26 protein-coding genes are annotated in these 26,025 nt (G+C 50.7%); 14 read left to right on the forward strand and 12 right to left on the reverse strand.

All coding sequences use genetic code 11. The features are described 5' to 3' along the window. Positions 1-61: 61 nt before the first annotated feature. Together AC0L4K_RS18205 and AC0L4K_RS18210 are read right to left on the reverse strand one after the other, a co-directional pair. Positions 62-322 carry a hypothetical protein gene (locus AC0L4K_RS18205; protein WP_473267460.1) on the reverse strand — a complete coding sequence of 87 codons (261 nt, stop codon included), beginning with the start codon at positions 320-322 and terminating at the stop codon, positions 62-64. Further along, positions 315-911, reverse strand: a complete 597-nt coding sequence (locus AC0L4K_RS18210; RefSeq protein ID WP_473267461.1) for a uracil-DNA glycosylase family protein — start codon at positions 909-911, stop codon at positions 315-317. Before AC0L4K_RS18210 ends, AC0L4K_RS18205 begins: the two co-directional genes overlap by 8 nt. A 215-nt stretch (positions 912-1,126) precedes the next feature. On the opposite strand from AC0L4K_RS18210, the gene AC0L4K_RS18215 reads away from it, so the two are divergent. From AC0L4K_RS18215 to AC0L4K_RS18225, 3 genes are all read left to right on the forward strand, one after another. Beyond that, the gene (locus AC0L4K_RS18215) at positions 1,127-1,918 is read left to right on the forward strand and encodes a UDP-2,3-diacylglucosamine diphosphatase (RefSeq protein ID WP_417226440.1); all 792 of its coding nucleotides are present in this window, start codon (positions 1,127-1,129) and stop codon (positions 1,916-1,918) included. Between the two features lie 177 nt (positions 1,919-2,095). Beyond that, entirely contained in the window at positions 2,096-3,247 is a 1,152-nt protein-coding gene (locus AC0L4K_RS18220; protein WP_473267462.1) for a cytochrome-c peroxidase, read from the forward strand. Between the two features lie 164 nt (positions 3,248-3,411). Continuing rightward, on the forward strand, positions 3,412-3,651 hold the full coding sequence (locus tag AC0L4K_RS18225) for a Rho-binding antiterminator (protein WP_473267463.1): 240 nt from the start codon (positions 3,412-3,414) through the stop codon (positions 3,649-3,651). Between the two features lie 27 nt (positions 3,652-3,678). Here AC0L4K_RS18225 and AC0L4K_RS18230 read toward each other — a convergent pair whose 3' ends face one another. Further along, a complete protein-coding gene (locus AC0L4K_RS18230; RefSeq protein ID WP_473267464.1) occupies positions 3,679-4,536 on the reverse strand; it encodes a LysR family transcriptional regulator in 858 nt (285 codons plus the stop codon). Between the two features lie 107 nt (positions 4,537-4,643). Between AC0L4K_RS18230 and AC0L4K_RS18235 the strand changes: the two genes are divergently transcribed. Beyond that, positions 4,644-5,285, forward strand: a complete 642-nt coding sequence (locus AC0L4K_RS18235; protein ID WP_473267465.1) for a glutathione S-transferase family protein — start codon at positions 4,644-4,646, stop codon at positions 5,283-5,285. A 69-nt stretch (positions 5,286-5,354) separates the two neighbouring features. On the opposite strand, the gene fba is transcribed toward AC0L4K_RS18235, so the two are convergent. The 5 genes from fba to AC0L4K_RS18260 form a co-directional block, all read right to left on the reverse strand. Next, entirely contained in the window at positions 5,355-6,395 is a 1,041-nt protein-coding gene (gene fba / locus AC0L4K_RS18240; RefSeq protein ID WP_473267466.1) for a class II fructose-bisphosphate aldolase, read from the reverse strand. Positions 6,396-6,526: 131 nt separating this feature from the next. After that, entirely contained in the window at positions 6,527-7,687 is a 1,161-nt protein-coding gene (locus tag AC0L4K_RS18245; RefSeq protein ID WP_473267467.1) for a phosphoglycerate kinase, read from the reverse strand. Between the two features lie 64 nt (positions 7,688-7,751). Then, positions 7,752-8,768 carry a glyceraldehyde 3-phosphate dehydrogenase NAD-binding domain-containing protein gene (locus tag AC0L4K_RS18250; protein WP_473267468.1) on the reverse strand — a complete coding sequence of 339 codons (1,017 nt, stop codon included), beginning with the start codon at positions 8,766-8,768 and terminating at the stop codon, positions 7,752-7,754. 58 nt (positions 8,769-8,826) lie between these two features. Continuing rightward, positions 8,827-10,821, reverse strand: a complete 1,995-nt coding sequence (gene tkt, locus AC0L4K_RS18255; RefSeq protein WP_473267469.1) for a transketolase — start codon at positions 10,819-10,821, stop codon at positions 8,827-8,829. A gap of 4 nt (positions 10,822-10,825) precedes the next feature. Then, positions 10,826-11,083, reverse strand: a complete 258-nt coding sequence (locus tag AC0L4K_RS18260) for a hypothetical protein (protein ID WP_417226422.1) — start codon at positions 11,081-11,083, stop codon at positions 10,826-10,828. A gap of 66 nt (positions 11,084-11,149) precedes the next feature. Between AC0L4K_RS18260 and metK the strand changes: the two genes are divergently transcribed. After that, complete coding sequence (gene metK / locus AC0L4K_RS18265; protein ID WP_417226421.1) at positions 11,150-12,340, forward strand: methionine adenosyltransferase; 1,191 nt, start codon at positions 11,150-11,152, stop codon at positions 12,338-12,340. A gap of 60 nt (positions 12,341-12,400) precedes the next feature. Here metK and AC0L4K_RS18270 read toward each other — a convergent pair whose 3' ends face one another. Next, positions 12,401-12,535 (reverse strand): hypothetical protein, encoded by a 135-nt coding sequence (locus AC0L4K_RS18270; protein ID WP_417226420.1) that lies wholly within the window; start codon positions 12,533-12,535, stop codon positions 12,401-12,403. 75 nt (positions 12,536-12,610) lie between these two features. Here AC0L4K_RS18270 and AC0L4K_RS18275 point away from each other — a divergent pair, with 75 nt between their 5' ends. The 8 genes from AC0L4K_RS18275 to AC0L4K_RS18310 all read left to right on the forward strand — a co-directional run bounded on the left by AC0L4K_RS18275 (position 12,611) and on the right by AC0L4K_RS18310 (position 19,359). Beyond that, positions 12,611-13,339 carry a 16S rRNA (uracil(1498)-N(3))-methyltransferase gene (locus AC0L4K_RS18275; RefSeq protein WP_473267470.1) on the forward strand — a complete coding sequence of 243 codons (729 nt, stop codon included), beginning with the start codon at positions 12,611-12,613 and terminating at the stop codon, positions 13,337-13,339. Positions 13,340-13,437: 98 nt separating this feature from the next. Continuing rightward, on the forward strand, positions 13,438-14,400 hold the full coding sequence (gene gshB, locus AC0L4K_RS18280) for a glutathione synthase (RefSeq protein ID WP_473267471.1): 963 nt from the start codon (positions 13,438-13,440) through the stop codon (positions 14,398-14,400). Positions 14,401-14,436: 36 nt separating this feature from the next. Continuing rightward, positions 14,437-15,387, forward strand: a complete 951-nt coding sequence (locus AC0L4K_RS18285) for an energy transducer TonB (RefSeq protein WP_417226415.1) — start codon at positions 14,437-14,439, stop codon at positions 15,385-15,387. A gap of 74 nt (positions 15,388-15,461) precedes the next feature. Further along, on the forward strand, positions 15,462-16,043 hold the full coding sequence (locus AC0L4K_RS18290; RefSeq protein WP_473267472.1) for a YqgE/AlgH family protein: 582 nt from the start codon (positions 15,462-15,464) through the stop codon (positions 16,041-16,043). 37 nt (positions 16,044-16,080) lie between these two features. Further along, positions 16,081-16,557, forward strand: coding sequence for a Holliday junction resolvase RuvX (gene ruvX, locus AC0L4K_RS18295; protein ID WP_473267473.1), 477 nt, complete (start codon positions 16,081-16,083; stop codon positions 16,555-16,557). Beyond that, a complete protein-coding gene (gene pyrR / locus AC0L4K_RS18300; protein ID WP_417226409.1) occupies positions 16,538-17,053 on the forward strand; it encodes a bifunctional pyr operon transcriptional regulator/uracil phosphoribosyltransferase PyrR in 516 nt (171 codons plus the stop codon). The genes ruvX and pyrR overlap by 20 nt, the downstream gene beginning before the upstream one ends. 19 nt (positions 17,054-17,072) lie before the next feature. Then, positions 17,073-18,074 (forward strand): aspartate carbamoyltransferase catalytic subunit, encoded by a 1,002-nt coding sequence (locus AC0L4K_RS18305; protein WP_473267474.1) that lies wholly within the window; start codon positions 17,073-17,075, stop codon positions 18,072-18,074. 4 nt (positions 18,075-18,078) lie between these two features. Then, positions 18,079-19,359, forward strand: a complete 1,281-nt coding sequence (locus tag AC0L4K_RS18310; RefSeq protein WP_473267475.1) for a dihydroorotase — start codon at positions 18,079-18,081, stop codon at positions 19,357-19,359. Positions 19,360-19,660: 301 nt separating this feature from the next. Here the strand turns inward: AC0L4K_RS18310 and AC0L4K_RS18315 are convergent, their stop codons facing one another. The 3 genes from AC0L4K_RS18315 to AC0L4K_RS18325 form a co-directional block, all read right to left on the reverse strand. Further along, positions 19,661-20,656 (reverse strand): IS110 family RNA-guided transposase, encoded by a 996-nt coding sequence (locus tag AC0L4K_RS18315; protein ID WP_473269250.1) that lies wholly within the window; start codon positions 20,654-20,656, stop codon positions 19,661-19,663. Positions 20,657-20,807: 151 nt separating this feature from the next. Next, complete coding sequence (locus AC0L4K_RS18320) at positions 20,808-22,073, reverse strand: inorganic phosphate transporter (RefSeq protein ID WP_417226798.1); 1,266 nt, start codon at positions 22,071-22,073, stop codon at positions 20,808-20,810. 47 nt (positions 22,074-22,120) lie between these two features. After that, positions 22,121-22,801, reverse strand: coding sequence for a TIGR00153 family protein (locus AC0L4K_RS18325; protein ID WP_417226796.1), 681 nt, complete (start codon positions 22,799-22,801; stop codon positions 22,121-22,123). Positions 22,802-23,089: 288 nt separating this feature from the next. On the opposite strand from AC0L4K_RS18325, the gene glnE reads away from it, so the two are divergent. Next, positions 23,090-25,987, forward strand: a complete 2,898-nt coding sequence (glnE, locus tag AC0L4K_RS18330; protein ID WP_473267476.1) for a bifunctional [glutamate--ammonia ligase]-adenylyl-L-tyrosine phosphorylase/[glutamate--ammonia-ligase] adenylyltransferase — start codon at positions 23,090-23,092, stop codon at positions 25,985-25,987. The last annotated feature ends 38 nt before the right edge of the window (positions 25,988-26,025 follow it).

The raw sequence follows: 26,025 nt of genomic DNA on the forward strand, positions 1-26,025 counted from the left end.
ATGCCGTAGAGTGTGCCTGAAGCCGAAAAACCATTCAATTGCCACACCCTGATCATGATCACTAGCCCCAAATCCAGACTAAGCTGGCGACAGCCACAATGATGCAACTCCACCAAACAGTCTTTAGCCGCTGAATACCACCAGAATAACTCCAAACAAGGCCACCGACACCTAACAACAACAGCGGCAACGCCAACATCGCCAAAAACACCACCCAGCCTGAAGCGGCCTGCACACCAACCGAGTAATAACCAAAACACATCACCATTGGTAGCAGCACCACAATCACTAGCTTTATTAGCCCTTCGGGCATGCTATTCACCGGTCAACACCGTTTGAACCCGTTGCTGTAACGCAGGCACTAATTCCGCTTCAAACCAAGGGTTCTTGCGCAACCAGATGTTGTTACGCGGACTAGGGTGGGGCATGGGAAATACGGCGGGAGACTGGCCTGAACAACTGTAATCTCGCCAATGAGATACGATATGTGTTACCGACCCTTTTTCATGCAGATGCCAAGCCTGAGCATACTGTCCGATCACCAATATCAGTTGCAAATTAGGGAGGCGATCTAATAACAGCTGTCGCCATTGCGGAGCGCACTCTTTCCGGGGAGGTAGATCACCAGATTTGCCGGTGCCGGGGTAACAAAATCCCATCGGCAGAATCGCTAACTGCTTGGCATCGTAGAAAGTCTCGGCGGTGATCCCCATCCATGCGCGTAAACGCTCACCGCTAGGATCATTAAAGGGAATGCCCGTTTCATGCACTCGACGACCCGGCGCTTGAGCGGCAATCAGAATGCGCGCGGCAGGATCGAACTGAATCACTGGCCGTACGCCATCGGGCAGAAAGGGAGCGCAGATATCACAGGCTTTCACCCGTGCAATCAACTGCTGATCAGATTCCATCTTCCATTCCCTCACTTAAACCGGGGCTTGATGGGTTGCGGATAACCCATCACGACCTAACAGTGTACTGATTCAACCTCGGATCAGCTAGTTCGTCCCCAGCAAAACCGGCATCACGAATAATCACCGCCGCTGTAACCATCTGTTCATCTATTTTAAAAGGCGCTGTCATCAAGTCACAGCATACTGCTCTAAACTGAATATTGGGCAGCATTATGCAAAATATCCACACCATGTTTATCTCAGATGTACATCTGGGAACGCCGGATTGTCAGGCCAAACTGCTTAGTGATGCGCTGAAACAACTTGCGCCGAAAAAGCTCTATCTGGTTGGGGATATCATCGATCTAGCAGCCATGCGCCGTAAAGCCATCCTACCTCAGGATCAGCAATTACTGATTGGACAATTATGGCAGATGGCCAGAGAGGGCTGCGACATTATCTACATTCCGGGTAATCATGACGCCCCTCTGCGCAAAATTTGCGGTTTGAAACTAGGCACCTTGCAGATCCGCCGTAAAGCGATTCATAAAACCCGCGATGGCCGCCGCTTTTTAGTTTCTCATGGGGATGAGTTTGATGGTCATGTACGTATTCATCCATTGATGCTACTGCTGGGCGATCATGGGCATCAATTGCTGCTCTGGTTAAACCGCAGCTATAACCGAGTACGCCAATGGCTGAAGATGCCCTACCGTTCTCTAGCGGCGATGATTAAACAGCGCTTTAGCAGCGCCCAGCGCTATATCGAACACTTCCAAGATGCCGCCTGCACCGAAGCCCGACGACAATCGCTAGATGGGTATATTGGCGGGCATATTCATCAGGCTGGATTTACCCACCGCAAAGGCGCGCTGTATTGTAATGATGGTGACTGGGTCGAACACTGTACGGCACTGGTCGAAACTGACAGCGGTAAACTACAGTTACTCGAATGGCCTACCATGACCATCGTCAGCGAACCTGCAGCACCGCTACAGCTGTCCGGCGAGCTAGTGAACAGCTAAACCTCATTATCACTCTCTGGCGTACTGGCAGCCGGACAAAGACTGCTCAATTGGTGTATCCAGCAGAATTAGGCTGACTCAGGTCAGTTAATGGGATGATCTGACTGAAAAAATTCCCGTAACACCAAACGATTCTGATAATATTGCAAATACGATTCACTATCATTTGCATTTGCCATGAAATACACCGCACTTCTGCTTAGTTTAACCACCATGATTACCGGCTGCACCCTCTCTGATACGCCGCCGGATCAACCTTTGCTGAATAAAGCCGAACTGGGGCAACAGCTGTATTTTGATACCAACTTATCCGCCAACCGCAGTGAAAGCTGCGCCAGTTGTCATGCCCCAGAAGCAGGCTTTGTCGACCCGCGCGGCAACGCTGCCCAGGGGGCGGTATCCTTGGGTGATAATGGCCATTCATTAGGGGATCGCAACGCCCCAACGGCCGCTTATGCGATGTTCAGTCCCGATTTTCAACGCAGCGATAAAGGGGTCTATAAAGGTGGTCAATTTCATGATGGCCGCGCCAAAGACCTACAAGAACAAGCCGGCGGACCACCCACTAACCCGATTGAGATGGGTATGCCATCGGCCGCTGCATTAGTGGCACGTCTGCAAGAGAACCCGCTCTACCGGAAAAATTTCACGGTGCTTTACGGCAAGGATATTTTTAATCAACCGGATAACGCTTACAGCGCTATGACCGACAGCATCGCTGCCTTTGAACGCACCGAGCTGTTTGCTCCCTTTGATTCTAAATATGACCGTTTCTTACGCGGCGAATATCAACTCAGTCAGCAAGAAGAGCTCGGTCGCACACTGTTTTTCTCGCAACAGTTTACCAACTGCAACCAGTGCCACCAGCTAAAAACCAGCCAGCGAGCTGAAGGCGAAACCTTCAGTAATTATGAATACCACAATATCGGTGTGCCGATTAACCACGCGGCTCGGGCAGTCAATGGTATTGCCAGTGATCATATCGACCGGGGATTACTGGAAAACCCCGCCGTTTCCGATCCAACTCAAGCGGGTAAATTTAAAGTACCGACACTGCGCAATGTCGCCGTCACCGGCCCCTATATGCATAACGGTGTGTTTAAAGATCTGCGAACCGTGGTGTTGTTTTACAACAAGTACAACAGCCGTAGCCGCGCCCGACAGATCAATCCGGAAACAGGACAAGCGTGGCAAGCGCCCGAAGTGAGCCAGAATTTATCCCTTAAAGAACTCGAAAGCGGCCCAGCACTGACCGATCAGCGGATCGACGCACTGGTTGCCTTTATGAAAACCCTCACCGATAAGCGCTACGAAGCCCTGCTTAACTAGCCAATCGGCCTACAACTCGCTCAACAGTGCAAAAGTCACCTAATGAGGGCCACCATCATGGCCCCCATTGCCACAAAACAGTGCTCAGAGAGTGTTAACTACCCGACGTTATCTGCTATGGTGTATCGCCTTATAAAAATAAGAGAAACGATAAGAGTGGTGCTATGACTGATTACAAACCGATTCAATGCGAGCTGCATGATGGTTTTGAGCTAGCCTGTATGCGTAGACTGGTCGATCAGGTGATCTGGCAGGATGAGAAAGGTCAGCTACAACGGGATAAACTGCGCTTTATTAATATCGATATCCGCGACGGTGAAGAGTGCCTGATTGCCGCCGATCATAATGGTAAGCAGTTACGCATCCGGCTCGACCGGATTCAGTCAAAACCGCCGGGTTGCTAGCCTCGGCGGCTACACACCCACAGCGGCTCAAACACTCAGCCGTAGGGCTGTTTCCTCCACCAGTGAGACAATACGATCAGAGCCTAACGCTTTATGTGGCCTAGCCGCCGATTGCAATACCACCGCCACCGTTGCCAGTTCCGGCAATCCTAATTCTGCCGGCAGGCGATACAGATCTGCGGGCACACAACAAGACGCCAAAGTCGTCATCGCTTCACCCCGCCTAACCAGCTCAATCAACAATGCACAACTACCGCTAATACAGATCACTTCAAAATTACGCCCCTGCTTGCTCAAACCATCCACGGCGGTACTGTGAAATTTACAATCAGCGTCCACCAGCGCTAGCCGAAGCGGCTGATCCGGTTTCATAAAATCCGCCGTGGGTGCTACCCAAACGCCCTGATCCTGTAGTAACAGATAGCCCTCCTCGGTTTCAGGGCGACGAGTAAGAATTGTCAGATCCAACTCCCCCTGATCAATCAATGCCCTTAGTTGTGCCGACGTACCAGTGCGCACCTGTACCTGCAAACCGGGAATCTGTAGCTGGATCTCAGACAACAACTGCGGCAATACACCGGTGACATAATCATCCGGACAACCTAACATCAAAGGACGAGATCCCGTCTCTGATGACATAACCCCTAGCGCTTCATCATGCAGCTTCATAATCCGTCGTGCATAACTCAGCAGCTTTAAGCCATCATCACTCAGTTGTAGTTCACGGCCATCCTTTAGGAACAGCTTTTTATCCAGCTGCTCCTCCAACCGTTTCATCTGCATACTCACCGCCGACTGAGTACGAAACAGCTGGGCTGCAGCTCGGGTGAAGCTGCCGCTATCGACTACCGCGATAAAGCTGCGAAGCAGTTCATTGTCTAACATCAAGGGTATTGATACCTGTTATCAGATTTATTCGTTTGAGAGCGCTCACATTAAACGCCAGACTGGTCTCTAAACTAATCGACTTAGCAGAGAAAAGGAATCTAGAGATGCAACTGATTATCGGTAATCATAATTATTCAAGCTGGTCACTACGCGCGTGGCTGATGCTACGCCACTTTGATCTAGCCTTCGATACTATCCGCATCGCCCTATTTACTCCTGGCTCTGCTGAACAGATTGAAGCCTACAATCCAGCGGGCAAAGTGCCGGTGCTGTTAGATAATGGGACAACCGTCTGGGATTCTCTCTCAATTTGTGAATATATCAGCCAGATGCACCTGCAAAATAAAGGCTGGCCAAGCGATCCGTCACTGCGCGCCCATGCCCGTAGCGGCTGTGCCGAAATGCATAGTAGCTTTATGGCACTGCGCCACGCCATGCCGATGAACTGTCGTCGCCACGTAGATAATTTTACTGTGTCGGCTGACGTTCAGCAGGATATCGAACGTATCCATACTTTATGGCGTGAAGCCCTAACCCAAAGTGGTTCAGAGCAGTTTTTATACGGAGATTTTTCCATCGCGGATGCTTTTTATGCACCGGTCGTTTTCCGCCTGACCGGCTATGGCGTGAAGTTGCCCACACAACTGCAAGCATACTGTGATCGTATGCTCGCCCTACCCGCCTGCCAAGAATGGCTATCACTGGCACAACAGGAAAGCGAAGTGATCGAGGCAGAAGAAGTTTAAACAATCGCTGTGATAAAAAAACGCTCCGCAGCAAAAGCTGGGGAGCGTTTTTTTCGCTAAATACCGTTATTACAAACCGTATTTATCCGCCATACCTTCCAAAGAAACAGGCACGATCTTATCCGCGTGACCCGCGGTACCGAACGCTTCATAACGAGCGATACAGATTTCACTCATCGCATCCATCGTTACCTTGAGGAATTTACGTGGATCAAATTCCGATGGATTTTGCGCCATAAAGCGACGTACCGCACCGGTAGAGGCCAGACGTAAGTCAGTATCGATATTTACTTTACGCACGCCGTGCTTAATACCTTCAACAATCTGCTCAACCGGCACACCGTAAGTTTCAGGGATCTCACCACCAAACTCATTGATAATCGCCAGCCACTCCTGCGGTACAGAAGAGGAGCCGTGCATTACCAAATGAGTACCTGGAATACGGTCATGGATCGCCTTAATACGATCGATTGCCAGGATATCGCCGGTCGGTGGGCGGGTGAACTTATAAGCACCGTGAGAAGTACCACAAGCAATCGCCAGCGCATCAACGCCAGTCTTCGCCACAAAGTCAGCCGCTTCATCAGGGTCGGTCAACATCTGGTCGTGGGACAGAGTGCCCGCTGCACCAACACCATCCTCTTCACCAGCTTGTCCGGTTTCAAGAGAACCCAAGCAACCCAATTCACCCTCAACAGAAACACCGCAAGCGTGCGCCATTTCAACAGTACGACGGGTTACATCGACGTTATATTCATAATCAGACGGAGTTTTACCATCCGCCATCAATGAACCATCCATCATGACAGAGGAGAAGCCCATCGCGATAGAACGCTGACAGATCGCCGGCGTGGTGCCGTGATCCTGATGCATACAAACCGGGATATGCGGGAATTCAGCAATCGCCGCTAGAATCATATGGCGCAGGAAGTTAGACCCTGCATATTTACGCGCGCCGGCAGATGCCTGAACAATAACTGGAGAGTTAGTTTTGTCCGCCGCTTCCATAATAGCGCGCATCTGTTCCAGGTTGTTGACGTTAAACGCTGGGATACCGTAGTCGTTTTCTGCTGCGTGATCCAGCAACTGACGCATACTGATAAGAGCCATATGTTCACCTTTTTAAATTAAGCCTGTGCGGCTATAAATTCTATTTTAAGCAGCTATAAAGCCAGCTACTCAACTATAAATTGCAACTGTTTAAATCCCCTTTGCATAAAGATTAAAACGCTCGGCTTTAATTATGCGCGGGATTCCAGCATTGCCACGGCCGGTAAAACCTTGCCTTCAACAAATTCAAGGAAAGCACCGCCGCCGGTCGAGATGTAAGACACCTGATCAGCGATATTGTACTTATCCACAGCGGCTAACGTGTCACCACCACCGGCAATAGAGAAGCCTTGGTTAGCCGCAATGGCCAATGACAGTGTTTTGGTACCTTCACCAAACTGATCAAACTCAAACACACCGACGGGGCCATTCCAAATAATGGTGCCGGCGCTTTTCAGTAATTCCGCCAGATTAGCCGCTGATTGTGGGCCAATATCCAAAATCATGTCATCTTCAGCCACATCATCCACCAACTTCACGGTGGCAGTAGCGGTTTCAGCAAACTCAGTGGCCACAACAACATCGACCGGCAATGGAATATTTACTTTTTCCATCAACGCTTTAGCAGTTGGCACGAGATCATGTTCACACAGTGACTTACCGACCGGCTTACCGGCAGCAGCAAGGAAGGTATTGGCGATACCGCCACCTACAATCAACTGATCAACCTTATCAGACAGTGACTCAAGCACTGTTAGTTTAGTCGAAACTTTAGAACCACCAACAATTGCTGCCATCGGGCGTGCTGGATTACCTAGGGCTTTCGCTAAGGCTTCCAGTTCACCGGCGAGTAATGGCCCGGCACAGGCAACTGCCGCAAACTGAGCAACCCCGTGGGTCGAAGCCTGCGCCCGATGAGCCGTGCCGAATGCATCCATCACGTAGATATCGCACAGTGCTGCCATTTTTTTGGACAAGGCTTCATCATCTTTCTTTTCGCCGACATTAAAGCGGACGTTTTCCAGCAACACGACATCGCCTTCAGCCACATCAAAATCGCCTTCGAGCCACTCTTTAATCAGCGGAACATCGCGGCCTAACAGACCACCCAGATGACGGGCTACCGGCGCCAACGAACTGGCTTCATCATAAACGCCTTCCGTCGGACGACCCAAATGCGACATCAGCATCACCTTGGCACCCGCGTCAAGCGCAAGCTTAATAGTGGGCAGTGAAGCACGAATTCGGGCATCACTGGTCACCTGGCCATCCTTGACTGGCACATTGAGGTCTTCACGGATCAGGACACGCTTGCCCTGCAGATCCAGCTCGGTCATTTTCAATACGCTCATACTTATTCCTGCTTCTCAATACTAAAAATTTCAACAACAGCCTGTGGCAGCCTATCGCCTTCAATTACTTAATGTTTAACCAGCCTTGCGCCACATCGAGCATACGGTTGGCAAAGCCCCACTCGTTATCAAACCAACACATCAGCTTAATCATCTTGCCACCGCTGACACGAGTCTGCGTACCATCGACAATGCCTGAACGGGCATCACGATTGAAATCCACCGATGCATGGGCCTCTTCGGTATACCCCAGCAAGCCGCGCAGAGGGCCTTCGGCCGCCATCCGCAGAATCTCATTGACCTGCGTCGCCGAGGTCGACTCACTCACGTTTAATGAGATATCCAACAACGACACATTGATGGTCGGCACCCGCACATGCAGGGACTCAAAGCGCCCCGCCAATTCGGGCAACAGACGATCAATACCGCGATTCAAACCCGTATTCACCGGGATAATGGATTGCATAGCGCTACGGGTCAGACGCAGATCGGTCTGATTATAACTATCAATCACCGGCTGATCGTTCATTGCCGAATGAATCGTAGTAGTTACACCGCTAATAATATTCAGTTCACGGTGCAATAAATTCAGTATTGGCACGATACAGTTGGTGGAACAGGAACCCGCTGCCACAATGGTTTGATCGGCCGCTAACAGTTGCTGATTAAAGCCATAGATAATAGTGGCATCAACATCAGCTTCGGCGGGCTGAGAAAATAACAACCGTCGTGCACCACTATCGAGATGTTTCTGAGCGGTTACACGGTCGCTGAAGGAACCCGAACATTCGAGTACCAGATCAACGTCCATCTCCTGCCACGGCATCGCCTCGGGATGGGACTGGTTAAGCACCCGGATTGCGTCGCTATCGATCAATAAATCGCGGCCATTATGTTCTACCGGTAACGGAAAACGACCGTGGGTCGTATCATAACGAGTCAGGTAGGTGACCGTTTCGATATCCGATAATTCATTGATCGCGACCACTTTTAATTGATCTCGATAGCCACACTCATAGATCGCCCGCAGGACACTCTGTCCAATCCGGCCATAACCATTTATTGCAACCCGGAAAGCCATATCACCTCGTCAAACAAAAAAAGCCAACTGAATCAGCTGGCCTTTCGAACCGTCTGTTTTATAGAACAGACTTCACTTTCTCAACGACATTGTCGACGGTAAAGCCGAACAATTTAAACAGATCACCCGCTGGCGCCGACTCACCGAAGCTGGTCATACCAACAATCGCACCATCGAGACCGACATATTTATACCAATAATCCGCTTGTGCTGCTTCTACTGCTACCCGTGCCTTCACAGCGGCTGGCAGTACCGATTCACGGTAGGCCGCTTCTTGTTTATCAAACAGGTCGGTACATGGCATTGACACCACACGCACCTGCTTACCTTCCTCTTCAAGAGTCGCCGCTGAATCCATCGCCAGACCCACTTCAGAACCGGTCGCGATCAGAATCGCATCGGGAGTGCCAACAGTATCTTTCAAGATGTATCCACCGCGAGCAACATTCGCCAGCTGTTCAGCGTCACGCGCCTGATGTGGTAAGTTTTGACGGGAGAAGATCATCGCGGTCGGGCCATCGGCACGCTCCAGCGCTGACTTCCAAGCGACAGCAGACTCAACCGCATCCGCTGGACGCCAAGTGCTCATATTTGGTGTATGGCGCAGGTTAGCGATCTGTTCGATCGGCTGATGGGTCGGACCATCTTCACCTAGACCAATAGAATCATGGGTATACACATGAATAGCGCGGATCTTCATCAACGCCGCCATCCGCAGTGCATTACGGGCATATTCCATAAACACTAAGAAAGTTGCACCGTAAGGGATAAAACCACCGTGCAACGCGATACCGTTCATAATCGCTGACATACCAAACTCACGTACGCCGTAGAACATGTAGTTGCCGGAAGCATCATCTTTCGTGATCCCCTTGCAACCAGACCACAGTGTCAGGTTAGAACCTGCCAAATCAGCAGAGCCACCTAACAACTCAGGCAACAGTGGGCCATAAGCATTCAGTGCATTCTGAGACGCTTTACGTGAAGCGATCGTTTCGCCTTTCGCTTGCAGCTCTTCGATATAGGTATCGGCTTTCTCAGAGAAGTCAGCTGGCAATTCGCCAGTATAACGACGGATCAGCTCACGGGCTTCAGCGGGGTACTCTTTGCTGTATTCGGCAAAGCGCTCTTCCCAATCATTTTCCAATACCGCGCCGCTTTCAAGGCCGTTCCACTGCTCAGCAATATCTTCAGGAATAACGAAAGGTTCGTATTCCCAACCCAGCTGTTTGCGAGCCAAGGCGATCTCATCATCACCCAGCGGCGCACCGTGACAATCTTCTTTACCCTGTTTGTTAGGCGAACCAAATCCGATAATAGTTTTGCAGCAGATCAGAGTAGGCTGATCTTCATTATCCTGTGCCGCTTCGATGGCAGCTTTAATCTGTTCAGCGTCGTGACCATCAACATTCGGAATAACGTGCCAGCCATAAGCTTCAAAACGCTTCGGCGTATCATCGGTAAACCAACCCTCAACCTCACCATCGATAGAGATGCCGTTGTCATCGTAGAAGGCGATCAACTTACCTAAACCTAAAGTACCGGCCAGTGAGCAAGACTCGTGGGAGATACCCTCCATCAAACAGCCATCGCCAAGGAAGGCATAGGTGTGGTGATCGATAATCTCATGGCCTTCACGGTTAAACTGCGCCGCCAAGGATTTTTCGGCAATCGCAAAACCGACCGCATTGGTAATACCCTGACCCAGTGGGCCAGTCGTGGTTTCAACACCCGGTGCATAACCGTATTCCGGGTGACCAGCGGTTTTTGAATGCAGTTGACGGAAGTTTTTCAGATCATCGATGGACAGATCATAACCGGTCAGGTGCAGCAGGCTATAAATCAACATAGAGCCGTGACCGTTCGACAGAACAAAACGGTCGCGATCCAGCCAATGCGGATTCGCCGGGTTGTGTTTCAGGAAATCATTCCATAGTACTTCAGCGATATCAGCCATTCCCATCGGCGCACCAGGGTGACCAGATTTAGCCTTTTGGACAGCATCCATACTGAGGGCACGAATTGCATTGGCAAGTTCTCTACGCGAGGACATTTATTCACTCCAGGGCCGAAGAAGCCCAAGTTGAGATTAAAAAGTGTTTTGATGCAGAGCCATCATCTCTTATCGAAGAGCTGAGGTTGGGCACCGATGAAAAATAGGCCGCTATTTTCTCGTAACCGTCCGTCAGCTTCAAACCTATTTCAGAGAAATTTAATGAAAATGAGCCGTTTTCATCTAAAAAAGTAAAAAAATCATCTAAAACAGGAACGCCGGCCATGCAATCAGGTCTCAACACGATTAAAATAGCGTTCATTCTTATACCCGGGCCATCGGTCCGATGCCATACATAATTCTCATAAGCTAGGATTGAAGACGCGTAATGAGCGAATACAGCCTGTTTACTTCGGAATCTGTTTCCGAAGGTCATCCTGACAAGATCGCCGATCAGATCTCTGACGCGGTTCTTGATGCAATTATTGCTGAAGATAAATACGCCCGTGTGGCATGCGAAACCATGGTTAAAACCGGTGTCGCGATTGTCTCTGGCGAGATCACCACGTCAGCGTGGGTCGATCTAGAAGCGCTCGTTCGTGGCGTTATCTGCGATATCGGTTACACCTCGTCCGACGTTGGCTATGACGGTGCGACCTGCGGTGTTCTTAACATCATCGGCAAGCAGTCACCGGATATCAACCAAGGTGTTGACCGCGCCAACCCGGAAGATCAGGGTGCCGGCGATCAGGGCTTGATGTTTGGTTATGCCAGCAACGAAACCGATGTGCTGATGCCCGCGCCAATCTGCTACGCTCACCGTCTAGTTGAACGTCAGGCCGAAGCGCGTAAGTCCGGCCTGTTGCCATGGTTACGCCCGGATGCCAAGAGTCAGGTAACGTTCCGTTATGAGAACGGCCAGCCAGTCGGCATCGATGCGGTTGTACTGTCCACACAACACAACCCAGAAGTCTCCATGGCGGATCTGCAAGAAGCCGTGATGGAGTTGATCATCAAGCATACCCTGCCCGCTGAGTGGATCGACAAAAGCACTAAGTTCCACATCAACCCAACCGGCAACTTCGTTATCGGCGGACCTGTGGGCGACTGTGGTCTGACGGGTCGTAAGATTATCGTTGATACCTACGGCGGCATGGCCCGTCATGGTGGCGGCGCATTCTCCGGCAAAGACCCATCCAAAGTTGACCGTTCAGCGGCTTACGCAGGACGTTACGTGGCTAAGAATATCGTTGCCGCGGGTTTAGCTGACAAGTGTGAGATCCAAGTCTCTTACGCTATCGGTGTAGCAGAGCCAACCTCCGTATCGATCAACACTTTCGGTACTGGCAAAATTTCTGACGCAAAAATCATCGAACTGGTCAACAACCACTTCGATCTGCGGCCACATGCGATCACCCGGATGCTAGATCTGCTACACCCAATGTATCGCCCAACCGCGGCTTACGGTCACTTCGGTCATAACCCTTATGAGATGACATCCGGTAACGAAACCTTTACCGCTTACTCTTGGGAAAAAACCGATAAAGCCGACGAACTGCGCGCAGCAGCCGGTCTGTAGGTATTGCTTTAAAGGCTTATCGCGATTGTTAATAGCGCTAATCAAAAAAGGGCGGAGTATTTATTTACTCTGCCCTTTTTTATGTTCTTCATTTAAGCATTCATCTTTATGATGCCGAATGATGCCGACAGCGCAAAAACCACCCCAAAACACCTCATTCGACTCGACACCGAGCGCCACAATGGCCTTCAGCATCAATATCCCGCTAACTGATCTCTTTTCTCCGTGGCATAATAGCGCCTTAAACCGCAGATCTGATTGATATACACCATGAGAATTCCACGTTTTTATGAGCCTCAAGCTATCACCGAAGGCAGTGAACTTTGCCTCAGCGATAGCGTCGTTCAGCATGTCTGTCGGGCACTGCGTATGCGCCCCGGCGATTCACTCGCGCTGTTTAATGGCGATGGCTTTGAATATACCGCCGAACTGACTGAAGTAGCTAAACGCAACGCCACTGCCCGTATCACTCAAGCATCACAGCCACACCGAGTATCACCGTTAAAGGTGACGATTGGCCAAGCGGTCTCCCGCGGCGAACGGATGGATTATGCGGTACAGAAAGCCACCGAACTCGGCATGAATCAGCTGGTGCCCCTGTTTACCGAACGCTGCGAGGTACGCTTAAACAGCGAACGTCAAGACAAACGCCGGCAACATTGGCAACAGGTGGCCGTCAGCGCGTGCGAACAGAGCCTGCGCTGCGATCTACCTGAAATCGGCGAGCCCCAATCCCTTAATGACTGGATCAATACAGTTGAAGCCGATTTAAAATTGGTGCTGCATCACCATACCGAACAGCCCCTAGGCGATTTCGCCAAACCAAGCTCTATTGCTCTACTCATTGGGCCTGAGGGCGGATTAAGTGAACCCGAAGTGGAACTCGCGCTAGCAAATGGGTTCAAACCCGTAGCCTTTGGTCCTCGAGTATTTCGTACTGAAACCGCTCCGGTGGCGGCCCTTTCGGTATTACAATACCTCTGGGGCGACCTAGGCTAAGCTGAACCAACCATAGTAAGGCTGGTGATGACCGGAACAGGCGGGTAGAATCCTTCTACATTAACGACAGCTAATTTATAGATAAACAAGGCGCATCAATGACAGTTAAAATCGGCATTGTGATGGATCCCATCGAGTCCATCAGCTTCAAAAAAGACAGCTCTCTCGCCATGCTTTGGGCCGCTCAAAGCAAAGGCTGGGAGATCTGGTACATGGAGCAGAAAGATCTTTATCTGCGTGATGGTAAGGTGTTGGCGAAAATGGCATCGATGACCGTCGACATGAACCCAGATAAATGGTTCGATCGTGGTGAATATAAAGTGCAGGAAGTAAGTACTCTCGATGCCGTGCTGATGCGTAAAGATCCGCCCTTCGATAATGAGTTTATCTATTCAACCCACCTCCTCGAAATGGCCGCGATGCAGGGCAACACCCTGATGGTCAACCGACCTCAGGCGCTGCGGGATTATAACGAGAAAATCTTTGCGACCCATTTTCCACAATGCTGCCCACCGGTACTGGTTACCCGTCGTGACGACCTGCTGCGCGAATTCCATGCGGAATTCAAAGATGTCATCTTCAAACCTCTCGATGGTATGGGAGGCACCTCTATATTCCGCATTCAGGAAGAGGGCGTTAACCTAGGGGTGATTATCGAAACCCTAACCAAGTTCGGCACCGAGACTATTATGGCGCAGCAATATCTGCCTCAAATTGTCGATGGCGATAAACGTATCTTGATGATCGATGGCGAGCCGGTACCTTATGGTCTCTCGCGTATTCCAACCAATGGCGAAACCCGAGGCAACTTAGCCGCCGGTGGCCGAGGCGAAGGCCGCCCTCTTACCGAACGGGAACTATGGATCGCGGCACAGGTAGGACCCACACTGAAAGCACAGGGCATTTTATTTGCCGGGTTGGATGTCATTGGTGATTACCTCACCGAAGTCAATGTCACCAGCCCAACCTGTATCCGCGAACTGGATAATCAATTCGGTTTAGATATCGGGATGCAATTAATGGATGTTATTGAAGAAAAACTTAAGCAGCGCCATGCATAATCACGCCCTTAACTCCCTGCCTGTTAGGCACTTCAGATGAGCCAAGCCGTCGCCGCTGTTTCCGCAGCCGACCGCCTCGGCTTTACTCTGTTTTTAGCCGTAGCGGTGCATGCCGCCGCTATTCTTGGCATTGGCTTTGCCATCACGCCCAAAGTGCCTCCGGCTCAGACGCTGGAAATCACCTTGGCGCAGTTCAAAAGCGACAAACCGCCGGAAGAGGCGGATTTTCTCGCTCAGGTTGACCAGCAGGGCAGCGGCCAGCTTGACAAGAAAGCGCTGCCATCTACCCGTGAACAGGCCGACTTTCAACATCAAGATATTCAAGAAACCGCCGCGCTGCAACCACTGACAGAACCCGCGCAGATGGTGCCGCTTCCCACCCCGGCGAAAGCCCCGGCCCCAGCGGATATTGCCGAAAGCGTTGAGCAAAACATTAACAGTGCGCCGGAACAGCAGGTGATTATCACCCACGCTAAACAAGATAAAAAACGCTCTACCCTATTGGAGCAGCGCCATAAATCGGCACCACCCCCTCCGCCGCCCGGCAGCTCTCAGTCACTGCTATCCCGCAGCCTTGAGATCGCCAGCCTTCAAGCACAGTTAGATTTTGAGCGGCAGACATACGCCAAGCGTCCACGGGTGAAACGACTGACTTCAGCGGCCACCAAAAGCCATAACGATGCCGTTTATCTGGCCAACTGGCGACGTAAAATTGAATCGGTGGGCAACCTGAACTACCCCAAAGAAGCTCAAATGAATCAGCTGTACGGCAGCTTACGGATGATGGTTAGCGTGTTGCCCGATGGTAGCGTCAAAGATATTCGTATTTTACACTCATCCGGCAACAAGGTACTCGATGATGCCGCCGTGCGGATCGTGCAACTGGCCGCACCGTTCCAAAAATTTCCTATTGAGATGCGCAAAAATACCGATGTCTTGGAGATTATCCGTACCTGGAAGTTTGAGAAATCGACCCGGGTATACTAAAACCTTACTAAACTGAGCATAACAGACCTGATGACTTACTCACCGTCTGCACAACTCAAGGGCAGGTATTCATTATGACAACAGAGGCCTCTTCACTCTACCTGCCCGGCAGCCTGCAGGGGCATTTCCTATTCTCTATGCCCCACTTAGACGATCCGGGCTTCGCCCAGAGCCTGATCTATATCTGCGAGCACAACGAATCCGGGGCGATGGGGATTGTCATTAACCGACCCACCGAGATGAACCTCAACGAGCTATTCCAACTACTCGAACTCAACCATAATGTACCCGCCAACATTACTGTGTATGCCGGCGGACCAGTACAGAATGATCGCGGTTTTATTCTCCATAGTCCCACCATAGCGAAATGGGATTCCAGCTATAAAATCACCGCAGATGTGACCCTTACCACCTCGGTAGATATTCTCCGAGCAGTCAGTGAAAACCATGGACCAGACGCCTTTCTGGTGGCCCTTGGCTATGCGGGGTGGGGTCCAGGTCAATTAGAACAAGAATTGTCTGCCAATGCATGGTTAAGTTGCCCGGCTAATTTAGATATAATGTTCCGCACTCCGGCCGAGGAACGACTTCAGGCGGCAGCGGCAACGATGGGGATTAATCTTAATCTATTAACCTCCCAAAGCGGCCATGCCTAATCAGCTTCCTCGCCATTCACCCACTCAAAGAAGCGGAATGATCACACTCTCAGGTCCAGTAATAGGCTTTGATTTCGGCACCACCCGGATTGGCATTGCCGCCGGTCAGGCGATCACCGGCACAGCCACCCCCTTAGCGCCGATCAGCGCCCGCGATGGCATTCCCGACTGGCATGTGATTGAAGCACTTATCACCGAGTGGCAGGCCGCTGCCATTGTCGTCGGCATCCCTCTGAATATGGATGGTAGTATCAGCGATATGTCTCGCCGGGCACGAAAATTCGCCAACCGTCTCAAAGAACGCTGCCAACTCCCCTGCTATCTGATCGATGAGCGGCTCACGACTCGTGAAGCCAAACAGATCAGTCTGTCTCGGGGCGGCAGCAGTAATTTTAAAGAAAATTCCGTTGACGGCATTGCCGCTCAACTGATTCTGGAAAGCTGGTTTGAATCAGACCAACTGATATCCAGTGAAACCCGACTGGAGGACCTTTATGGTATCGGGCGTAATTAAAGTCGATCACCTGTTAACTAAAATGGCGACCGAGCTAACCACCCTCATCAAGGCGCGACAACTTGATGATCCGATGATGATCGGCATCCGCACCGGCGGCGTTTGGCTAGCGGAACACCTACATCAGCAACTCAACCTCGACAGTCCGCTAGGCACCTTGGATATATCATTCTACCGGGATGATTTTACCCGCGTCGGCTTGAACCCCAAAGTACAGCCCTCGGCCCTGCCTAGTGCGACTGAAGACCGCCATATCATTCTGGTTGATGATGTCATTATGAGCGGCCGAACCATTCGTGCCGCCATGAATGAGCTGTTTGATTATGGCCGTCCAGCATCCATCACACTGGTCACCCTACTCGATCTAAATCGGCGCGAACTACCGATTCAGGCGGATGTCACCGGCGACACGCTGCTATTAGCCGATGATGAGCAGGTCAAACTCACCGGGCCGGAGCCGCTGGCACTGGAAATCCGCAAGAAAGCTAACTTATAACCCATCGTCGGAATCTGCCATGTTTGTACAACAAGATCCCAATCTGATCCAGCTTAACAGCGCCGGTCAGTTGAAACACTTTCTGACCACCGAAGGGCTAAGTCGGGAGATGCTAACCGAGATTCTCGATACCGCCGACTCCTTTGTGGATATGAACGCACAGCAGGTTAAAAAAGTGCCGTTGCTGCGAGGCAAAACCGTTGTTAACCTGTTTTTCGAGGCCAGCACCCGCACCGCCAGCACCTTTGAGCTGGCGGCTAAGCGTCTATCTGCCGATGTGCTTAACCTGAATATTAAAACGTCATCAACCTCTAAGGGCGAAACCCTCAAAGACACCCTAATGACGATGGAAGCGATGCACTCCGATATGTTTGTCGTGCGTCACTCAGACAGCGGCGCTGCCCACTACATCGCTAGCAATGTTACCCCCCATGTGGCGGTGATTAATGCCGGCGATGGACGTCATGCCCATCCGACCCAAGCGATGCTAGACATGCTAACCATTCGCCAGCATAAAGGCGCTTTTGAACCGCTTAAAGTAGCGATCGTCGGCGATATCCTCCACTCTAGGGTAGCCCGATCACAGATTCATGCATTGCGTACCTTAGGCGCGGCTGAAGTACGTGTGATTGCGCCGACCACCCTGCTCCCCCGACATATCGAAGCACTCGGCGTTACCGTGTTCACCGATATGAAACAGGGCCTCAAGGAGGTCGATGTGGTAATGATGCTGCGGCTGCAGAAAGAGCGCATGCAGAGCGCTTTACTGCCCAGCGAATCAGAATTCTATACCCTTTACGGTCTCACTGAAGAGAAGCTAAAGCTCACCCACCCCGATTCAATTGTCATGCATCCAGGCCCCATTAACCGTGGCGTTGAGATCGAAACCTCCGTTGCGGATGGCCCCAAATCGATGATATTGAAACAGGTAACCAATGGTATTGCCGTGCGCATGGCGGTTATGTCGATGGCGATGGGCGGACAGATGACAGAACATCAGGCCCGCCGGGAGAGTGAGTAACGTTATGAGTATCAATATTGCAATCAAGAATGGCCGGGTCATCGACCCTGCTAACAAGATCGATACGATCACCGACCTGTTTATCAGCGATGGCAAGATCTCCGCCTTAGGCCAAGCCCCAGACGGCTTTGTCGCAGACCAACAGATCGATGCCCGTAATCTGGTCGTCAGCCCAGGACTGATCGACCTGTGCGCGAACCTGCGCGAACCCGGCTACAGCCGTAAAGGCACAATCGCTAGCGAAACGGCTGCGGCTGCAGCTGGCGGGATTACCACCCTCTGCATGCCACCACTGACCAAACCGATCGCGGATAACTCAGCGGTAATTGATCTCATCGAAGATCTAGCCAAGCAAGCGGGTAATGCCCGAGTACTGCCGATGGGTGCCCTGACTCAGGAACTGAAAGGCGAACAACTTAGCCCGATGTATGGCCTAAGTAAGTCCGGCTGTATCGGCTTTACCAACGCTCGGCAGCCGATCCGTAGCTCGCTGACACTGGTGCGCTGCCTAGAATACGCAGCTACCCACGATCTGTTGGTGATTTTCCAGCCAATGGACGCTGACCTAGCCGCCGGCGGCACCATGCACGATGATATCACCTGCACCCGGCTGGGCCTGAGCGGCATTCCAGAAAGCGCTGAAACCATCGAAGTGGCCCGTTGTCTGTTACTGGTTGAACAAACCGGCGTGAAGGCGCACTTTGGTCAACTATCCTGCGAACGTTCCGTCAAAATGGTCATGGATGCCCGCGATAGAGGACTGCGAGTAACCGCGGATATTGCCATCCAGAATTTGCTACTGACCGATGAAAACGTCAATGGCTTCGACCCGAGCTTCCACCTGATTCCACCACTTCGCAGCCAACTTGACCGCGCCGGTTTGCGCCACGCGCTAGTCACCGATGGCTTTCAGGCGATCTGTTCCGACCACCAGCCCCATGAATTAGCTGCTAAGCAAGCACCTTTTGCCGCAACCGAACCGGGCATGACAGGGCTTGAGACGCTGCTGTCGCTGTCGTTAATGCTGGTAGAGCAAGAGCTTATCTCTCTGCCGCAAATGCTGGCTAAGCTAACCTCAGGGCCTGCCAGCGTGCTAGGTATTGAACTAGGGACACTCTCAGTCGGAAGTACGGCGGATATCTGCATCTTCGATCCACAACAGGAGTGGATGCTGACCGATGAAAATCGCCGCTCGGCAGGGGCAAATACGCCATTTATGAATTTTCCACTGAAAGGCGTCGTACGCTACACCCTTTTGGATGGTGCGCTGGTGTTTCAACAATAGTTTCAATAATCACTTCACAATAGCAACTGGCATAGTCGCAGCTGATAGTTCGACAAATGCCAGACATAAAAATGTATGGTTCCCCTCATGATTGCAACATAGATTTGTGATCGTGAGGTGGTTTTGCGCTAATGTATTCGGAGTCTTAAGTTGGGAAGCTTTTATTCCCGCTCCACGATGAGCATCCGCGCCAGATAGCCCTTAAAAAAGCCGACAGCTTATAACAGCTGTTTTTTGTGACAGGTTTACTACCCAGACGGTCAACCGTTTTCATCATCACGCTCTATTATTGCAAACCCGATTAAACTTGTTGCACCTGATAAGGCTCATTCTTACTTAAAATGGCATAGGCTATTCTCGATAGCTTATTCGCTAAGGCAATGCACACTGTATTAAATGATTTTTTTGCGCGTAGCTTTCTTAGCCAGTCGTACATTACGCCTCGATAACTGTCTAATCGCGATAAGATCGCTCTCGCACCATGTACCAGTAAACACCTGAGGCGCTTATTACCTCGTTTACTAATACCTAATAATGTCGGTTTTCCTCCTGTTGAATATTGCCGTGGCACCAACCCTAACCAGGCAGCCATTTCCCGACCGTTTTTAAACTGATGCGCATTGCCTACTTCTGCCGCTAACTGGCTTGCTGTCATGTCACCAATGCCTGGAACCGTTTTTAATAGCTGACAACGACTACTTTCCTTAACCTGTTTAACGATTTTTGCGTCCTGAGCGGCGATTTTTTCATTTAAATAACAGTAGTGCTCATGCAGCACCTGAAGCTCACCAATGATGGCTGGGCATAGTGTTACTTTTTGCATACTTAACCATGAAAACAGTCTTTTCATGGCCGAGTGCCCACGCGGGAAAGACAATCCAAACTCTAATAATAACGCACCTATACGTGACATACAGGCGGTACGATCGGCGACAAAGCCTTCACGCACTCGGTGTACGATAAGCTGACTTTGTGACTCAATCGACTTAACGGCGACAAAACGCATGTCAGGACGACGGGCCGCTTCAGTAATCGCCAATGCATCGATAAAGTCATTTTTGTTGCCTTTAACGAAAGGTTTAACGTATTGAGGTGGGATTAATCGAACGTCATGGCCATGACCCAAGCAGAGGCGACCTAACCAATGAGCACCGCCGCAGGCCTCAAATGCAATGAGACATGGTGGGAGTTGAGCGATAAACGTAATGAGTTTTTGACGAGAGAGTTTCTTTTTGCAAACTTGCTGATCTTGGGCGTCACGACCCATTAAATGAAAAGAAGACTTGCCTAAATCGATTCCAAGGACTTAGATATACATGAGATGGTTCTCCTTGTTGGTTTCGTCACCTTTCCAACATAGCTGGTTAAAAGCGAGGGGAACCATCTCATTAAGGCGATCATCGGATGATCGCCTTTTTTGTATTCAATGTTTTAGCGCATGGTTAACCTTAGCCGAAGATACCCTTCAGGCTAAAGAAGATCACAATAGAGAGCAACGCACCGGCCGGTAGTGTCACAATCCAAGAGACAAAGATAGTCCCAACAACCTGTAGGTTCAGTGCTGAAAGGCCACGGGCCATACCTACACCTAACACCGCACCCACCAAGGTATGCGTTGTCGAAATAGGCAAGCCAGTACCCGACGCAAAGACCACGGTGGAAGCCGCCGCCAGCGTCGCAGCGAAGCCACGGCTAGGGGTCAACTCAGTAATATTATTACCCACGGTGGCGATCACTTTATGTCCATACATCACCAGACCGGCCACAATACCACTACCTCCGAGTAACAGGATCCAGACCGGCATTGATGATTCCTGAGCCACTTCGCCCGCAGAAGCAACAACCCCAACAACCGCCGCCAGAGGTCCGACCGCATTGGCAACATCGTTAGAGCCATGGGCAAAAGCCATGGCACAGGCGGTGAACATCATCAACACACCAAAGACTTTCTCAACACTGGTGAAGTGATAATCAACGTTTTCTTCTGCCTTCACATGGATCTTACGCAGCATCAGCACGCCTAGCCCCATCGTGATCAAACCGATACCAACCGAGATCAACGCACTCATACCGAAGCCAGGGTTTAAGCCCACATGCTTTAAGCCCTTAGTAAAGGTCACCATCGAGATCATAAAGCCGACCACAAAGATGTACATCGGCACATATTTTTTGGCGTTGTTAAAGGGATGTTCGGTATCGAGGATGAGCTTTTGGACACTGCGGAAGAGGAAGAAAGCGATAAAACCGGCGGTTAACGGGGAGACTACCCAACTGGCGACGATCTTGCCTACCTTGCCCCAGTGTACCGCATCAACCGAGATACCGACCGCAGCAAAGCCGACAATCGCACCCACAATGGAATGGGTGGTCGACACCGGCCAGCCCATCGCAGTAGCGATCAACAGCCAGATACCGGCGGCTAGTAATGCCGAGAGCATGCCATACACCAGCAGTTCCGGCGAACCGGATAAGATCGCCGGATCAATAATACCTTTACGAATGGTTGCGGTTACCGCACCACCCGCCAGATAAGCCCCCGCAAATTCAAAAATGATAGCGATAATAATCGCTTGTTTCAGGGTTAATGCTTTGGATCCCACCGAGGTGCCCATCGCATTCGCCACATCATTCGCGCCCACACCCCAGGCCATGAAGAATCCAAACACACATGCCATGATGACCAGGATATTGCCATACTCTGCAATGATGCTCATGATAACTACCTAATTTTAAAGATTCAGAGAAAGTTTGTTCGCAACGTTTACTTAGCCAGCAACAACTGCAGGCGACTGCCTACCTGTTGTGCTTTATCAGCGAGATCGCCGATCCAAGTAATAATTTGATAAAGGAACATTGCGTCAATAGGATGCAGCTCTTTCTCTACATCAAACAGGGATGAGCGAACTTCACGCTCCATCTCATCAGCATCGTGTTCCATATCATCCAGATCGTGGATCATTTTTTCGACGACATCGACTTCATGGCCGCGGAATCCCGCCGTGATCAGTTCATCGAGCTCATTGAGCGCGATCAATGCCTGTCCGGAAGTCTTAAGCGAAGAACGAATATATTCGGCAATCGCCGGTTGTATCTGAACCGGTACCGACATCTTGCGACCCAACATCAAACCGGCAATATCTTTAGCTCGGTTGGCGATCTTGTCCTGCATACGCAGCAGTTCGAGTAGATCGGTACGGGGAACGGGCAAAAATAAGCTATTCGGAAGATTCATACGAATCTCTTTTTTCATTGAGTCTGCTTCACCTTCAAGCACAGCAATACTGTGTTGAACTTCAGCTGCTTTTTCCCAATCTTCAGCCATCACTGCATCAAAAAAAGGGATCAGCTGGATAGCACAGGAATGAGCCTTAGCAATATGCGCTTGCATGGGCTGAAATGGAGATCGTGCAAACATCTGCAAAATCGGGTTATTAGTAACCATAAAACCACCGGCGTTAGTGCAAATTTTGCGCGAGTATACGTGGGCTTTACTTCTATTTGTAGTCAAAATGAAACATAAGTGTAACCATTGTAAGGTTAAGGGAAATAGTCACGCCCATGCTCAAGCTGCTATTTCTTTATAACTATTTGTTTTATCAGTTTTTTATCATTCGCCTTTGGCATTATTAATTTTTTATGACGCACTTATCGTTATTAAACCTATCGAGACAAAAAGTGCTTTTTGGTAAGCTGAAACGATCAATCGGTCACCGGACAGAGTACCTCGATTATGCTCAGCCAATTAATTCAACAACTTCCCCCTCTAATTCAAGCCAATACCTCGCTAAATCTCGACAAAGCCTCAGAGGCGGTGAAACAACTCCCAAATCAGAGTGCTGACTTCTATAACGACCTAATACGGGTGCTGGCCGGGAGTGATTATGTAGCCGACCAGCTTAGCCGCACCCCTGCCCTGTTGACCGAATTACAGCAGACCAATGACCTTTATCGTGACTACGCCGATTCCGAGTATCCGCAGCAGCTCGCACAGCGCATCACCGGGGTCGACAATGAACCTCAGCTACATAGCATTCTAAGACAGTTTCGCCAGCGGGAAATGGTCCGCATTATTTGGCGTGACCTTACCCGATCGGCCGATATGTCTATGACCACCTCGGACCTATCCGCTTTAGCCGATGCCTGTATCGATCAAGCCTTAAAGTGGCTCTATAACGATTGTTGCGCAAAGTGGGGCACACCTCATGCATCACCGGAAGATGGCGCGCCAAAAAAACCACAGCAACTCGTGGTGCTGGGTATGGGCAAACTCGGTGCCCACGAACTCAATCTATCATCCGATATTGACCTGATTTTTGCCTATCCCGAAAAAGGCATGACCGAAGGTGGTCGGCGTGTACTGGCAAACCAGGATTTCTTTAGTCGTTTAGGCCAGAAACTGATCCAAGCACTAGATAACATCACTGCCGATGGCTTTGTGTTTCGTACTGATATGCGCTTGCGCCCCTACGGTGCTAGCGGCCCATTGGTTTGCAGCTTTCCCGCCATGGAAGATTACTATCAAACCCAAGGCCGGGATTGGGAACGTTATGCCATGATTAAAGCGAGGGTGGTCGCGGGTGACCAACAGGCCGGTGCCGAACTACAGGAAATGCTGCGCCCCTTCGTGTATCGCAAATATATCGATTTCAGTGCCTTCGACTCCCTCCGCTCAATGAAGGAGATGATCAATAAAGAGGTGCGCCGCAAAGGCCTACAAGGCAATGTGAAATTAGGTGCCGGCGGGATCCGTGAAGTGGAGTTTATCGGCCAAGCCTTTCAGCTTATCCGTGGCGGACGAGACCCGCGTTTACAGCAACGGGAGCTGCTAACAATTTTACCGCTACTGCCGGAAACCGTTGGCATCCCGGAACAGGCGGTCGCAGAGTTAGCCGAAGCCTATATCTTTTTACGTAATGCCGAGCATGTGATTCAGGCGGTGGCCGATCGCCAAACCCAAGAACTACCGATGGAAACCATCGACCAGGCGCGTATGGCTTATAGCATGGGCTTTGACGACTGGGATACTTTTATGGCCGCATTACAACGGCAGCGTGACCGAGTCACGGAGCATTTTGCAGATGTTATTGCACCCGCAGAGACGCACCTACAACAGGACGACCATCACAGTGACTGGCTGCTGCTATGGAACAGTGAGTTCGAAGCCGAAGAAGGTGAAGCCTTCTTCGCCAAGCATGGCTTAGATAACCCGCAGCAGGCGTGGCAAGCGTTCAACCACCTAAAATCCAGCCGTTCGGTTCAGGTGATGCAAGCGGTTGGCCACGAACGCCTCTTAGCGGTGTTGCCGAAGCTGATGAGCGAAGTCTCGACAGTGGATAACGCCAGCGAAACCCTCGAGCGGGTATTACTGCTAATTCAAGCGATCATTCGCCGCTCATCCTATTTGGTATTGCTAGCAGAAAATCCCGATGCGATGAAACAGCTGGTGCGACTCTGTTCGGCGAGCGCTTGGTTCAGTGAAACGCTGACAAAACAGCCGGTGCTGCTAGATGAGTTAATCGATCAGCGCAGCCTCTACTCCCCGCCCTCGAAAGACACTCTACAATCTGACCTACGGCAACAGCTGCTACGTATTCCCGAAGAGGATGAAGAGCAACTAATGGATACCCTGCGTTATTTCAAGAGTGCTCATGTGTTAAGCGTGGCAGCATCAGATATTACCGGCGCGCTACCGCTCATGAAGGTCAGTGACTATCTCACCTGGCTGGCGGAGGTGATTTTGGATGTCGTCCTCGACATCGCATGGCGGCAGTTATCGGAAAAGCATGGCGTACCGTTGAAATCACCGGGCATTGCCTGTGATCCTGACTTTATTATTGTCGGTTACGGCAAGCTGGGGGGCATTGAGCTATCCTACGGTTCGGATCTCGACCTAGTGTTCATACATGATGCCGATGCTAGCTTATACACCGAAGGTAAAAAGCCAATTGCTAACTCGGTCTTTTTCACCCGCTTAGGTCAAAAAATCATTCATATTCTCAACACCTTTACCACCGGTGGCGACCTCTACGAAGTGGATATGCGTCTACGCCCCTCCGGTAAGTCGGGGCTACTGGTCAGTTCGCTGAAAGCCTTTGCCGAATACCAAGAGAAGGAAGCCTGGACATGGGAACATCAGGCGCTTGTCCGAGCCCGGGTAATTACCGGATCCGCCTCATTAAAGGCTAAATTTGAACAGGTTCGCAGTGATATCCTCAGCCAGCCGCGAGATCTGACGCTGTTATCCACAGAAGTGGTTCAAATGCGTGAAAAAATGCGCAACCACCTCGGCACCGCCGAAAAAGATAGCGATGCGTTGTTCAATTTAAAACAGGATCGCGGCGGTATTGTCGATATTGAATTTATTGTGCAGTACAGCGCCTTGGCCTTTGCACATCAATACCCTGAATTGATCGAATATACCGATAACATTCGTATTCTAGACGCCATGGAGAACACCGGTGTGATGGCTGAAGAGGATACCCAGATACTCCGAGAAGCCTATAAAGATTATCGTTCGGTGGGACACCGGCAGGTACTGCAAGGCCGAGCAAATAGTGTTAGCGCAAACGAATTAGAGGAGTATCGACAAGCGGTAACCCGTATCTGGACAGCACAGCTAAATCTCTGATACTCGCCAGAAAGGGCTCCCAGTACAAATGCAGCCCT

Source organism: Amphritea sp. GJ51-11 (genome assembly GCF_055808735.1).